The organism is Alphaproteobacteria bacterium, assembly GCA_016870095.1.
Classification (GTDB): domain Bacteria; phylum Pseudomonadota; class Alphaproteobacteria; order Paracaedibacterales; family VGCI01; genus VGCI01.
Genome location: VGCI01000009.1, coordinates 39,523 through 52,149 on the forward strand (window position 1 = coordinate 39,523; position 12,627 = coordinate 52,149).

12 protein-coding genes and 1 tRNA gene are annotated in these 12,627 nt (G+C 42.0%); 1 reads left to right on the forward strand and 12 read right to left on the reverse strand.

The window, feature by feature from the left end:
• Positions 1-96: 96 nt before the first annotated feature.
• The 3 genes from clpP to FJX03_07270 form a co-directional block, all read right to left on the reverse strand.
• A complete protein-coding gene (gene clpP / locus FJX03_07260; protein ID MBM3633480.1) occupies positions 97-744 on the reverse strand; it encodes an ATP-dependent Clp endopeptidase proteolytic subunit ClpP in 648 nt (215 codons plus the stop codon).
• Positions 741-2,195: a trigger factor gene (locus FJX03_07265; GenBank protein MBM3633481.1), complete on the reverse strand. Its 1,455-nt coding sequence runs from the start codon at positions 2,193-2,195 to the stop codon at positions 741-743. The genes clpP and FJX03_07265 overlap by 4 nt, the downstream gene beginning before the upstream one ends.
• Before the next feature lie 46 nt (positions 2,196-2,241).
• Positions 2,242-2,326 (reverse strand) — tRNA-Leu (locus FJX03_07270).
• A gap of 284 nt (positions 2,327-2,610) precedes the next feature.
• Here FJX03_07270 and FJX03_07275 point away from each other — a divergent pair.
• On the forward strand, positions 2,611-3,096 hold the full coding sequence (locus tag FJX03_07275) for a hypothetical protein (GenBank protein MBM3633482.1): 486 nt from the start codon (positions 2,611-2,613) through the stop codon (positions 3,094-3,096).
• Positions 3,097-3,126: 30 nt separating this feature from the next.
• Here the strand turns inward: FJX03_07275 and FJX03_07280 are convergent, their stop codons facing one another.
• The 9 genes from FJX03_07280 to miaA all read right to left on the reverse strand — a co-directional run bounded on the left by FJX03_07280 (position 3,127) and on the right by miaA (position 12,468).
• A complete protein-coding gene (locus FJX03_07280) occupies positions 3,127-4,512 on the reverse strand; it encodes a phosphomannomutase/phosphoglucomutase (protein ID MBM3633483.1) in 1,386 nt (461 codons plus the stop codon).
• Positions 4,513-4,535: 23 nt separating this feature from the next.
• Positions 4,536-5,918, reverse strand: a complete 1,383-nt coding sequence (locus FJX03_07285; GenBank protein ID MBM3633484.1) for a UDP-glucose/GDP-mannose dehydrogenase family protein — start codon at positions 5,916-5,918, stop codon at positions 4,536-4,538.
• A gap of 11 nt (positions 5,919-5,929) precedes the next feature.
• Positions 5,930-6,841 (reverse strand): UTP--glucose-1-phosphate uridylyltransferase GalU, encoded by a 912-nt coding sequence (gene galU / locus FJX03_07290; GenBank protein MBM3633485.1) that lies wholly within the window; start codon positions 6,839-6,841, stop codon positions 5,930-5,932.
• A 279-nt stretch (positions 6,842-7,120) separates the two neighbouring features.
• Positions 7,121-7,576, reverse strand: a complete 456-nt coding sequence (locus tag FJX03_07295; GenBank protein ID MBM3633486.1) for a peptidoglycan-associated lipoprotein — start codon at positions 7,574-7,576, stop codon at positions 7,121-7,123.
• Positions 7,577-7,732: 156 nt separating this feature from the next.
• Positions 7,733-9,058 (reverse strand): Tol-Pal system protein TolB, encoded by a 1,326-nt coding sequence (gene tolB / locus FJX03_07300; GenBank protein ID MBM3633487.1) that lies wholly within the window; start codon positions 9,056-9,058, stop codon positions 7,733-7,735.
• Between the two features lie 23 nt (positions 9,059-9,081).
• On the reverse strand, positions 9,082-10,023 hold the full coding sequence (locus FJX03_07305; GenBank protein MBM3633488.1) for a hypothetical protein: 942 nt from the start codon (positions 10,021-10,023) through the stop codon (positions 9,082-9,084).
• A gap of 5 nt (positions 10,024-10,028) precedes the next feature.
• The gene (gene tolR / locus FJX03_07310) at positions 10,029-10,745 is read right to left on the reverse strand and encodes a protein TolR (protein MBM3633489.1); all 717 of its coding nucleotides are present in this window, start codon (positions 10,743-10,745) and stop codon (positions 10,029-10,031) included.
• A 3-nt stretch (positions 10,746-10,748) separates the two neighbouring features.
• On the reverse strand, positions 10,749-11,495 hold the full coding sequence (gene tolQ / locus FJX03_07315; protein ID MBM3633490.1) for a protein TolQ: 747 nt from the start codon (positions 11,493-11,495) through the stop codon (positions 10,749-10,751).
• Positions 11,496-11,595: 100 nt separating this feature from the next.
• On the reverse strand, positions 11,596-12,468 hold the full coding sequence (miaA, locus tag FJX03_07320; GenBank protein ID MBM3633491.1) for a tRNA (adenosine(37)-N6)-dimethylallyltransferase MiaA: 873 nt from the start codon (positions 12,466-12,468) through the stop codon (positions 11,596-11,598).
• Between the last annotated feature and the right edge of the window lie 159 nt (positions 12,469-12,627).

Here is a 12,627-nt window from a genome sequence, read left to right on the forward strand (position 1 = left end):
CTTCTTTTCCATCTTATTTCACAAAATAACACAGTGGCCGCTCACTTTTTAGTATGGCCTGCCAATGATCAACAAAGAGTTAAATTTTTTGGCTTTTTATGCTTTTGCATTTTTTGCAACAAGTTCTACCGCACTGGGTCGATTTACAACCACTTCATCTATAATTCCAAACTCTTTAGCTTCCTCAGGAGACATAAAACGGTCTCTCTCCAAGGCATCTTGTATAACATTTAAAGACTGTCCCGTTCGATTAGCAAAAATTTCATTAATTTGGCTCCGAAGCTTTAATATTTCACGAGCCTGAATTTCTATATCCGTTGCTTGTCCTTGAGCCCCTCCATGAGGTTGGTGAACCATGATACGGGAATTCGGCAAGGCAAATCGCTTACCCTTCGCGCCAACTGCTAGCAGCAAAGCCCCAGCAGAAGCGGCTTGGCCCATGCATAAAGTCGCCACATCGCATCGAATATAACTCATAGTATCTAAGATAGATAAGCCAGCTGTTACTACGCCCCCAGGCGAATTAATGTACATAGTAATGTCTTTATCTGGATTTTCAGATTCTAAAAATAAAAGTTGGGCACAAACGAGACTCGCAATATCATCGTTTATTGGGCCTGACAAAAATACAATGCGCTCTTTGAGCAAACGAGAATAAATATCGTAAGACCTTTCTCCCCGACTTGTTTGTTCAACAACCATGGGAACTAAAGTATTATGTATCGATCCTTGAAACTGACTCATGCGCCTTTTCCTTTCATCGCTTTTGGCTTCTTATCATCGGAAGCTGCCGCCTTAGATGACTTTTTAATCTCTTGCTTCTCCTCGATTTCTTCGTCATAAGGTGTTGGAATGACTCCCTTAACCACTTTCTTTAAGGTTGGGAAGTCTACCGTGCGTTCTTTGACGTTCGAGCTCGCTAAGATAAAATCTACCACCTTATCTTCCAAAAGGGGAGCCACCAAATTTCGAAGAGCTTGATTATTATTCACATAATATTTAATCACTTCGTCAGATTGGGAAGGATATCGCATCGCTTCCTGGAAAACAGCCATTCTGACTTCTTCGTCAGACAACTTAATCTTATGAGTATCTGCAAGATGAGAAATCAATAATCCCAAACGAACGCGCCGCTTTGCAATGATTTCATAATCTGCTTTTAATTCTTTTTCGGATTTTTGCGCATCTTCTTCATCCAGCTCTCCATTTGCGCGCGCTTCAGCTAATTCCCGTTGAAGCTGGGTCCAAATGGCGTTGAACTCTGTTTCTACCATGGTAGGAGGCAGGTCAAAACTATATTGCTCATCAAGAGCATCCAATAAATTTCGTTTGGTATATAAATGGGCAACTTTTTTACCCTCATTTTCTACCGATTGACGAACGGATTTGCGTAAATCCTCAACGGTTTCAAGCTCAAACTCTTTCGCAAAGGTATTATCTAGCTTAAACGTAATTGGCTCTTCAATTTTCTGCAATTCAACCTTGACTATGGCTTTTTTCCCGGCTAAGTCTGTAACTTTCTCATTTTTTGAAAATTGAACCTTTTCTTCAAATTTATCGCCTACTTTTTTCCCATAGAGAGCTTTCACCACAGGAATAAAAGGACTATCATCCTTTTCAGGTCCTAGCAAAATTTGATAGGTTTCTGGTAGATCTATACCTTTCCCTTCTTCGAGGGTGCCCGACCATTTTACTAGTACCAAATCACCCTTCTGGGCCGGCCTTACTGATGCTGGCGCTTGATATCGAATGTGGTCTGCACACATCTTAGTTAAGCGCTCCTCCACATCTGTATCACTAATTGTAACAGTGAGGACCTCTAAAGAGATGTCTTTGAAGCTTTTCACTTCAATTTCGGGAAGTAATTCAAATGTTATTGTACATTCAAAATCTTTTCCTCGCTCGAAAGAAACTATTTTTACCGCAGGATCAATAGCATTTCTAAATTTGTGCTCTTTATAAATTTGCTTTAGAGCTTCTTGCAATATCTCATTACCCGAATCTTCTAAAGCCTGAGCTCCAAACTTTTGCACAAGAACAGCTTCAGGCGTCTTACCGGGTCGAAATCCTGGAATTTTGACTTTAGCACCTATTTTTTGCAGTTGTACTTGAAATTTGTCCTGAAGTTCTGTGGATGTCGCTGTGATTTTAAACTCATACTTCAATTTTTCCGAAAGTGTTTTTGCAACCTGCATTTAATGCTCCGCCCCGTCTGTATGGCTATTTCTATAATTTTATATGTGGTGCGGGCGGAGGGACTTGAACCCCCACGACTTGCGTCACCAGAACCTAAATCTGGCGTGTCTGCCAATTTCACCACGCCCGCAAAAGAGACTCCCGGAAAAATGACCAGGCATCTTTTTGTACACGATCCGTTTTATATGTACAATACTTTAGTCCGACCTGAGGCATGAGGCAAGTTTTTCTTGTGGCCTATTCAGAAAATATTCGCAATAGCCAAAAAATTATTTTTTCACTTTTTAAAAAAATTATTTATTAATATTAGAAATTTTGGGCAAATTTATTACTTGAAAAGTACAGAAAAAGAACATATCTGTATTATGCATATTAGACATACAAAAGATATACGTTTTTAAAGGAATTATTATTATGGATAATAACGTAATACGGAACAAATGGACGGAAGAACACATATCTTACTTGAAAAAGGCCTATTTACAAGGTTCCCCCCTAAAACAAATTGCTTCAAAACTCAATCGCTCCGTTAGTGCAATTAATAAGGTTTTGGCCCGTCATAATTTACGGACACACAGCAAAATGGAGCACTCAAGCAGCTCATATCAGGCTATTTCTCAGCAAATTATCCCAAAAAAAAGCCTCGAGAATAAAAATCGATCCCTTCAACCGAATAGGCTCATTTTTTTAAAGGAAAGCAATCGTCTTGAAGTTCCTTTTGGGCATGTATTGAATTGGTTAAAATCGCAAAATATTTCAATTTTAAAATCTAAGAATGATGTATATTATGAAGTTGATGGAATTCCCCGAAATCAACAACAAATTTTATATCAAGCAAATTTACTACGTGAGCAATATCAACTTCCCATGTTTTGGGTAAGAGGCATTACACATTCTTAATTAATGAGGTACAGGAAAAGAATAGTTTGATTATATTATCTTCAAATTATGAGGGGCGAGATAAGCCGCAATTTCTTCTTTTAAATCATTAAGCCCTTGAACGGTAGAGGACTCACACCGGGCAACGAGTACACTTTGGGTGTTTGAAGCCCGCAGAAGCCACCACCCGTGAGTACGAGAAACACGAACACCATCCATTGTAGATATAGTCGCCGCCTCTGCTATCAGTTGCTCCCTAATCGCTTCAACGACGCAGAACTTTTTCTCATCAAGACAATCAATGCGAATTTCTGGGGTATTATACACTTTTGGCAAAGCGTCAATGATATCACTTAATGACTTATTGGTTCTTTGAAGAATGTTAATGAGCCGAATGGCTGCATACAGCGCATCATCATACCCAAAGTATTTATCTGCATAAAAGATATGACCACTCATTTCCCCTGCCAGTTGCGCCCCTGTTTCGGCAATTTTTGTCTTAATTAATGAATGGCCTGTGCGAGCCATCAGAATATTTCCCCCTAAACGGCCGATTTCATCAAACAGGACTTGAGAAGATTTTACATCTGCAATAATTGTGGCTCCGGGATTATTCTCAACAATTTCTCTGGCAAGAATAAGCAATAATTGATCTCCCCATAGAATTTCCCCCCCTCCTGCGACAACACCGATACGATCCCCATCCCCATCAAAAGCAATGCCGACATCTGCCTGATGAGCCGTCACAGTTTCTATGAGTTGCTCCAAATTTTCAGCCACTGTCGGATCAGGATGATGGGCCGGGAATGTGCCATCAATCGTCTCATTCAATAAGGTATGATTAGCATGGATACCTTTGAGCAGAAGCTTTAAGACATCTCCCGTTGCCCCATTTCCAACATCCCACACAATATTTAAAGGGCGGCGTACACTTGACTCTAGTTTTTCGTAATCTTCCAAAAGGCGGTCAACATATCGCTGGCTTATATCTACAGTCTCCAGAGTTCCTGGACTGTTTAAATCTATTGTTTCGTCGAGGGTAGCAAGTTCTTGAATATCTGCCCCAAAAAAGGGACGATTCTGCAACGACATCTTAAACCCATTATCAGGAGCAGGGTTGTGAGAGCCCGTCACCATAATTGACGCATCCACACCAAGTTTTTTCAATGCATAATAGGTCATTGGTGTCGGCCCAATTCCCAGGTCCGTGACTGTCATTCCTGTCGTCAATAATCCTTCAATAAGATTCTGGAATAGGGCCGGAGATGTTAAGCGACCATCCCGCCCCACGCATACAGTTTGCTGACCCAATTGACCGAGCATTAAACCAAATTTGCGTCCCAAAGCCCAAGCATCTGCTTCAAAAAGATTTTTTCCAACCTCACCTCGAATATCATACTCTCGTAATATCGCAGGATTAAATTTGTGCATTGCCATACGAACCCTTTTAAAACCCTAATTTAAGCAACAGATGTGGCTTGTTGAGAGGCAATTTGAGCACCATATATTGTGGGACGCCCGAGAGAAATATAATCAAATCCTGCCGAAATCATTTCTTCTGGACGATAAATATTTCGCATATCAATAAGAAGAGGATACGTCAATAACCCGGCCATTTTTTTAAAATCAAGGGCTCGAAATTCATTCCATTCTGTTAAAATCAATACAGCATCAGCATTTCTCATGGCTTCATAAGCATTCCTTGCCCAGGTAACATCCTTGAAAAATTTTGTAGCTTCATCCAAACCAACAGGATCATAAGCTTGTATCAAAAGACCCGCTTCTTGCAACGCCGGAATAATTGTCAAGCTAGGCGCATCTCGCATATCATCTGTATTTGGCTTAAATGTTAGGCCTAAAACAGCAACTGTTTTGCGGCTTTCAGCGTCGATATTGAGGGCTTGAATGACCTTTTTAGCGATTCCATTTTTACGATCCTCATTAGATTTTATCACAGATTCCACGATCGTAACCGGCGCTCCAACATCCCGCGCTGTCCGTGCCAAAGCCAAAGTATCTTTGGGAAAGCATGAGCCACCATATCCAGGTCCCACATGAAGGAATTTACGACCAATACGACCATCCAAACCAATTGCCTTGGCTAGGTCTTGTATATTGGCCCCGACTTGTTCGCAAATGTCGGCCATTTCATTAATAAAAGCAATCTTCGTTGCCAAAAACCCATTGGCTGCATATTTGATTAACTCAGCAGTTTCAATGCCTGTAAAGACAAGGGGCGTTTCTATTAAATAGAGCGGGCGGTAGAGTTGCTGTAATACAGCACGGGCACGATCATGTCCCCCCGCATCTGATTCTGTTCCTATGACAACACGATCCGGACGCATAAAGTCATTGATGGCAGATCCTTCCCTTAAGAATTCAGGGTTAGAGGCAACGTCAAATTCAGCTGTAGAATTTATTTTGTCAATTTTTTGGCTAATAATCTCATGTACTTTTCTACAAGTTCCAACCGGTACTGTCGACTTAGTGACCACGACTGTATAGCCTTCTAAAACTTCGGCAATTTCTTCTGCTGCCGTATAAACGTAGGATAAGTCAGCATGACCATCCCCACGACGACTTGGCGTTCCAACAGCAATGAAAACGGCATCAGCGCCCACAACAGCTTCTTTTAAGTCCGTTGTAAAAGATAGACGCCCCCCTCGTTGAGTTTGTTGCACCAACGACTCTAAACCAGGCTCATAAATTGGGATAACCCCTTTCTGCAAATTCTCAATTTTGGCCTTGTCCTTATCAACACATATGACATGATGCCCAAATTCAGCAAAGCAGGCGCCTGTTACCAAGCCGACATAGCCTGACCCTATCATAGCAATTTGCATTTCATTATCCTTTATTTGTTAGCAACACCCTTATCAAGGCGAGCGGAAATTCCGCAGTGTTTTTCAATGGATGCTAGCAGATGATCCTTCAAATCAGGACGAGTATACGCAAATGCTAGGTTTGCTTCAAGCCATCCTTCTTTTAATCCACAATCAAATCTTTTCCCATCAAATCTTAATCCATGAAATGGCATCTGTTCGATAAGTTTTGCAAACGAATCTGTGAGCTGGATTTCGCCCTCTTTCCCTTTATCTTGTTGGGCTAAAATATTAAAAATTTCGGGCTGAAGGATATAACGACCAACGACGGCCGTATGGGAGGGAGCTTTATCAATAGAAGGCTTTTCAACAATACCTTTTGCTTGAACATGAGTGCCATCGTCCGTTCGAATATCCAAAATACCATACCGATTAACATGTTCTGGATTGACATCCATAACGGCTATGACATTTCCTCCAAACTCTTGGTAAGCATCCAACATTTGCGATAAGCAAGGTTTTGTCGCCAAGATCAAATCATCGGCCAATATCAACGCAAAGGGTTGATTATCAACCAAATGTCGAGCACACCAAACTGCATGTCCCAATCCTAACGGGGCTTGTTGTCGAACAAAAACGGCTTGTCCAGGGTCTAATTGTGAAGAACGCAATATTGCTAATTCTGTTGTTTTCCCCCGATGTTCAAGCATTTGCTCTAAGGGGTAATTGACATCAAAATGGTCTTCAATGGCTGCTTTCCCGTGAGAAGTAATAAAAATAAACTTTTCGATACCTGAATCCCGCGCTTCTTCAACAGCATATTGAATGAGGGGTTTATCAACTACGACCAACATTTCCTTAGGAGAAGCCTTTGTAGCCGGCAAAAATCGCGTACCCAAGCCAGCAACGGGAAATACAGCGGTACGGATTTTGTTGGTTTTCATCTCATTCTCCTGTTTCTGCTTTTAACCGCAAATTTCTGATCGTTTATCATACCTTATGCATATAATTTCAGTATCTAGAGGGCGCCCCAGTCGCAATGAATCAGACTCATTTTCGTGTCTATCTATGAATGCTCCGGGGTCAGTTTATAGGTAAGACTGAAACCTCTTGTATCAACTTTCAGATTTTTAATCCTATAAAAAACCCCGCCAGACAACCCTATTATGGGATTTTCTAGCGGGGTTTTTTTAAAAGTTCGCATTAACGAACGTCAGCTATAACTACTCAATAGTTGTAACAGCTGCACGGTTTTGTGCGTAAACTTCTTCTGTATCACCGGCAACCAATGGATTGTCCTTACCGTAAGAAAGAGTTCTCAAACGGTTATGGTCTACGCCCAAGTGAACCAATGTTTTCTTAGCAGCGTGTGCACGACGTTCACCAAGAGCTTGGTTGTATTGACGTGTTCCACGTGCGTCACAGTGTCCTGCAACAACTGCTTTTGTCGCTGAGTAAGTCTTCAACCAACCAGCTTGTTGATCCAATGTTTTCTTGGAAAGGTCAGTAATGTTTGACTTATTGTAAGCAAAGAAAACCCGATCTTTAATGTTTGCTTTGAAATCTTCTGGTGTGCCAGGCGCACCAGATTGTCCGACGTTTACACTTTGGTCTGGTGCACATTCGCAGGCAGCGAGCGCAACAGCTGTTACCAAAACACTAAGTACTTTACTACGCATCTTTAATCATCCCTATAATTGTTAATCACATTAAACATTAAACCATATAAAAGTTAACAAATAATTGAAAGAAAGGGAATGGGAAATCGAAAATGTGGTGCTGATTTTTCCCAAGTGTAGAGAAAATGCCACATATCCGGTATTCCCCCCAGCCCCTTATTCCGATAACACCCGAGACCAAGCCCCATCAGAAGCATCTCGATGTGTTTTCACCAACCGGACATTCCGACCCGTCAAATCGACAGCATAAAGGCGACTGTTTCCCCGTTTTCCCCCACTCTCTTTTGTAAAGAGAATAACACGACCATTAGGAGCCCAAGTTGGAGCTTCCACCAAGTGGCCATCAGCAATAAGGCGCTCATTACTGCCGTCAACATTCATAACGCCAACATAAAATTGACCTCCAGATTGCTTTGTAAAGGCGATAAGGTCACCACGAGGAGACCAAACAGGTTGAGAGTATTTTCCCTCCCCATAACTAAGACGACGAACATTACCTCCATTCGCATCCATAACATAGATGTTTTCTCGACATGAATTTGGGTCTGATCTATCAGACGTAAAAACAATTTGGGTTCCATCGGGTGAGTAACAAGGAGAGGTGTCGATACAACTATGGTTCGTTAGGCGACTAACAGTACCGGATCCCATATCCATTTTGTAAATAGCCGTTGTTCCATCCCGAGCCAAACTCATGAGCAAGCTTCTTCCGTCAGGAGAGTATCGCGGAGCGAATGTCATCCCTTTGAAGTGGCCAATTAATCGCTTTTTAAGAGTATGGACATTCAAAACATAAACATGGGCTGTTTTGTTCACATAAGCCAGATAAGCAATTTCTTTGGCATTGGGTGCGAATTGGGGCGTCAAAACCATATGCACGCCGTCGGTTAAGTACACATTTTGATGACCGTCATAATCCATAATGGCAAGACGGCGCGTCCGTTTTCTACCTGTTCCGCGAGGCCCACTTTCATCAATATAAGCTATTTTAGTGTCGAAATAGCCACCTTCCCCTGTAATTCGATTATAGACCGCATCCGCAATCATATGAGCCACTTTACGCCATTGCCCTCCATTTGCTGACAAGGAAATTCCAAGCATTTGTGTGCCGTTGTAAACATCAAATAGCCGAATCTCTACGGTTACTTTACCTCCAGTGCTCGACACATGACCGACAAGAAGACATTGCGCGTTAACCATCCGCCAGTCAGCAAAGCGGGGGGCTCTAAAAGCAGAATTTGTATCTTGAAGAAAGGCTGCCTTGCTAATCAATCGAAAAAGACCTGAATGTTCTAAATCATCTCCCACAACGGAGGCAATATCTTTACCTATGGCTTCATTTCCACTCGAATCTATAAAATCAGGAATGGCAATGGGTGTAGGTGCAATTTGCCCTTGAGTCACATCAATTTCCAAAGTTGCCTGAATTGGAAAAGACCAGGCGAGTAGACTAATCACTAAAGATAAAACAAAGCGCAGCATAGATAGGGTTCCTCTCGTCCTTATTAAAACATCTCTTTGGGGTCAAATTTAAATATCATCTCTTTAAACTTCTCAAATTTGTCTTGAGGTATTGGCAGAGGACTACAATTTGGATCCATGACGGCGCGCTGAGCACTTTCAGCGGCCGTACGATAGGTGATATCCGAATTCATTCGGCCCTTATCTTGAATCTCAGCATTTTTCACAGTACCGTCTCTTCCAATTTTTATCTTAATGGGAACGACAATATTTTTAGCATCTCGCAAGCCAGAAGGAACGAGCCAACATCTGGAAAAATGACGTCTCAAAGCATCAATTTCCGAACCTGTCAGTACCGGGCCAATTGTTTCAGCAGGAGCTCCTTTTCCAGCAGATGGCGCACCTTCATCCTTACTTTCGGCTTCACTTTCGACTTCATTCAGAATGTCATCTAATGTTTTGGTAGGGGTTGCGGACTTGCTTTTTTTATCCTTTTTCTTATCGTCTTTTTTTTCATCTGGTTTCGTTTTTGGCTTTTTCTTTTTATCTAAAGTAATTTCCGCCTTTTGCTTTTGCTTTTCTTCCTGAGGCTTTTCCTTTGGTTTGTCTTTTGGCTTTTCTTTCGCTTTTGGATCAGGAATCGGCTCTGCCTCAACAGGCTTAGGTTCCTCGGGTTTTACTGGCTCAGGCTTTGCATGTTCAGGTTCCGGCTTTGGCTGAGGAGCTGGTTCTGGTTGCACAGGTTCCGGCGTCGGTTGTGGTGGCGTGGGTGCAGGCGTTGGCTTAGGGGGAGCTGGTTGCTGCGCTTCTTTTATTACTTCCGGAGCCAAAACAGGAGCGGCACTTTGTTCTGCAACTTGGACAAACTCAATCATCATAGGAGTTTCTAATGATCTCTTCTTTTCGAAAGGATTATAAAATCCAATCACCAATAAAATGAGAACTGTAAAGTGCAGGATTGCAGAATATATTAGCGGACGCTTCATGGGCGTTACTGGCTCCGTATAACTTTGGGGCCATTTGCTGAATTTACTGCGGGTTTAAATGTTTGTACTGTAGGCATTCGGGGGGCTGGCGCGACAGGCACACCTGCTGGTGCTGCCTGAGGAGCCGTCCTTAAAGGGGCCGCGGGAACACCTACCTGACCGGGTGGAAGAACACCTGGGATAACACCCTGAGGGGGAATGCCCCGAGGAACGTTTTGTGAAACAGAACCTGCAACAGCCTGAGAGGACTTTTTAACCATTAAGTTTTTCCCTTTATCTGGGCCGGAAGGCATTTCGGCAATAAGAGAAACTTTGTTAAAACCAGCTGCAGCAATAATTCCCATCACTTCCATGACACGACCATAATTAATTTTTTGATCCCCACGGACATAGATTTTCGCATCCGGATTGCTACCCGAAACAGCAATTAATCTTTCAATTAAGGCATCTCCTTCAAGCTCTGTTTCAGAAAGGTAGGCTTTCCCACTGGCATCCACAGAAACAACAAGGGGTTCCACTTGATCATTCATCTTTGCCGCTTTTGTTTTCGGCAGATCAACAGGAACTCCCACCGTCAGCATGGGAGCGGTAACCATAAAAATCACAAGCAAAACAAGCATGACATCCACAAAGGGCGTGACATTAATTTCGGTAAATGCCTGACCTGTAGATCGACGTCGAGCGCCCTGTCTTGCCGAAGCGCGGTTCATTGAAACAGCCATAGCTTATACTTGCTCCTCAAATTGGCGAGATATAATGGCACTAAATTCATTAGAAAAAGCGTCTAAACGATTCGCATAGCGATTTAAATCGCTCGAGAGTTTATTGTAAGCAATAACAGCAGGAATCGCCGCAACCAACCCAACAGCTGTTGCAAAAAGGGCTTCCGCAATACCAGGTGCCACTGCCACCACCGTTAGATTCGCATTTTGTTGCGTTGCTAAAGCCTGAAAGCTATTCATAATACCCAAAACGGTTCCAAATAATCCAATAAAAGGAGCCGTTGCTCCGGTAGAGGCTAAAAATCCCATATGCCGCTCGAGACGATCCATTTCCCGACCTGAAGTCAACTGCATTACACGTTCAATACGTTGTTGCAATGTACCTCTAGAGTCCGTTGAGCTCGCCAAACCCTTTGAAATTGAACGACGCCATTCTCGCATAGCTGCACAAAAAATGGCACTTAATGGATCTTGGGGACGATTGTTAATCCGATCATAAAGATCATCCAGAGCCCCCCCTGACCAAAATGCTTCTTCAAATTGTTCTGCCGTTGTATGAAGACGACGCAATCGAATAACTTTTTGAAAAATAATAGTCCAACACCAAAAAGAAGCGCCTATTAAAACAATAATAACCAATTTAATAATGGGAGCGGCATCCCAAAACATCGCCCACAGGGAAAGTCCTTCAGAAAGATTGGTTGTGGCTGAAGCTACGGCAGCAACAGATTGAATAGCTGATTGATCCATAATTCTTATTTTCCCCGAAATTTATTTGTATGAATATTATAATTTACTATTATCTAATATTGACCAAAATTTCAAGTAGATCCATAGGTGATATTAAAAATTATTCCCTCGTTGGCCACTGCATTAAACGTGCCTCTGGCACCTGATTGGTAAACCACGTGATTTGACGTTTTGCATACCTTCGAGTTGCTTGTTGCCCTTGTAAAATTGCGACTTCTAAAGTTATTTCTCCCTGTAAATAAGCCGCCAACTCCGGCACACCCACCGCCTTTAAAATAGGAGATTGAGGATCGATATTTTGCTGAAGCAAATATTCAACCTCTCTTAACGCCCCCTTTTCAATCATTTCTACAAAGCGATTATTAATACGCTGATAAAGAATTTCTCGTGAGGGAAGAAGAACAAAGTATTCACAATTTAAATTGAGTATTTTTTGAGTTTGACCTTGGCATTGTTGAATTGATTTATGAGTGGCTCGCATAACTTCTAAGGCACGCGTCAAACGTTGTGTATCATTTTGGTGCAAAATTCCTTCAATTTTTGGGTCTTCTTTTATCACTATCATAAAGAAATCTTCTTCGCTTAATCTTTCAGATAGGTGGCGCACTTCTTGCCGTATGGCTTGGGGGATGTGCGGCATAGGAGATATCCCTTGAGTGAGAGCCCGCAAATAAAGACCGGTACCACCCACCACAATAGGCGTTTTCCCTCGGGACAAGATGTCTTCAATAACTCGTGAAGCTTCTTCATACCACCAGCCGAGAGAGCTAATTTGATTGCCTTTTAATACACCATAAAGATGATGAGGAATGCCTTGTAAGTCGGTTGGTCGAGCGGTCAGACTATGCAAATGACTATACAATTGCATACTATCTCCGTTAACAATCTCTCCATCAACTTGCTTTGCAAGATGAAGAGCATAATCTGACTTACCACTCGCCGTTGGACCCCCAATAATGTATGTGTCTGACACTTGTTATCCTTCTGTCAGTCAAAATCAGCACAGAAAATTTTTGCTTACTATAAATTTCAAATTTTAAGAAACGAGTTTTTATCTACAATAAAGATCCACAAATTAATTTAATAACAACTAAATAAAATTACGCAAATAAAACCAATAATTGCAATATCA

Excerpts from the sequence above, each read along its gene's own strand:
- clpP (MBM3633480.1), bottom strand. The coding sequence starts at position 744 with ATGAGTCAGTTTCAAGGATCGATACATAATACTTTAGTTCCCATGGTT.
- FJX03_07265 (MBM3633481.1), bottom strand. The coding sequence starts at position 2,195 with ATGCAGGTTGCAAAAACACTTTCGGAAAAATTGAAGTATGAGTTTAAA.
- FJX03_07275 (MBM3633482.1), top strand. The coding sequence starts at position 2,611 with ATGGATAATAACGTAATACGGAACAAATGGACGGAAGAACACATATCT.
- FJX03_07280 (MBM3633483.1), bottom strand. The coding sequence starts at position 4,512 with ATGGCAATGCACAAATTTAATCCTGCGATATTACGAGAGTATGATATT.
- FJX03_07285 (MBM3633484.1), bottom strand. The coding sequence starts at position 5,918 with ATGCAAATTGCTATGATAGGGTCAGGCTATGTCGGCTTGGTAACAGGC.
- galU (MBM3633485.1), bottom strand. The coding sequence starts at position 6,841 with ATGAAAACCAACAAAATCCGTACCGCTGTATTTCCCGTTGCTGGCTTG.
- FJX03_07295 (MBM3633486.1), bottom strand. The coding sequence starts at position 7,576 with ATGCGTAGTAAAGTACTTAGTGTTTTGGTAACAGCTGTTGCGCTCGCT.
- tolB (MBM3633487.1), bottom strand. The coding sequence starts at position 9,058 with ATGCTGCGCTTTGTTTTATCTTTAGTGATTAGTCTACTCGCCTGGTCT.
- FJX03_07305 (MBM3633488.1), bottom strand. The coding sequence starts at position 10,023 with ATGAAGCGTCCGCTAATATATTCTGCAATCCTGCACTTTACAGTTCTC.
- tolR (MBM3633489.1), bottom strand. The coding sequence starts at position 10,745 with ATGGCTGTTTCAATGAACCGCGCTTCGGCAAGACAGGGCGCTCGACGT.
- tolQ (MBM3633490.1), bottom strand. The coding sequence starts at position 11,495 with ATGGATCAATCAGCTATTCAATCTGTTGCTGCCGTAGCTTCAGCCACA.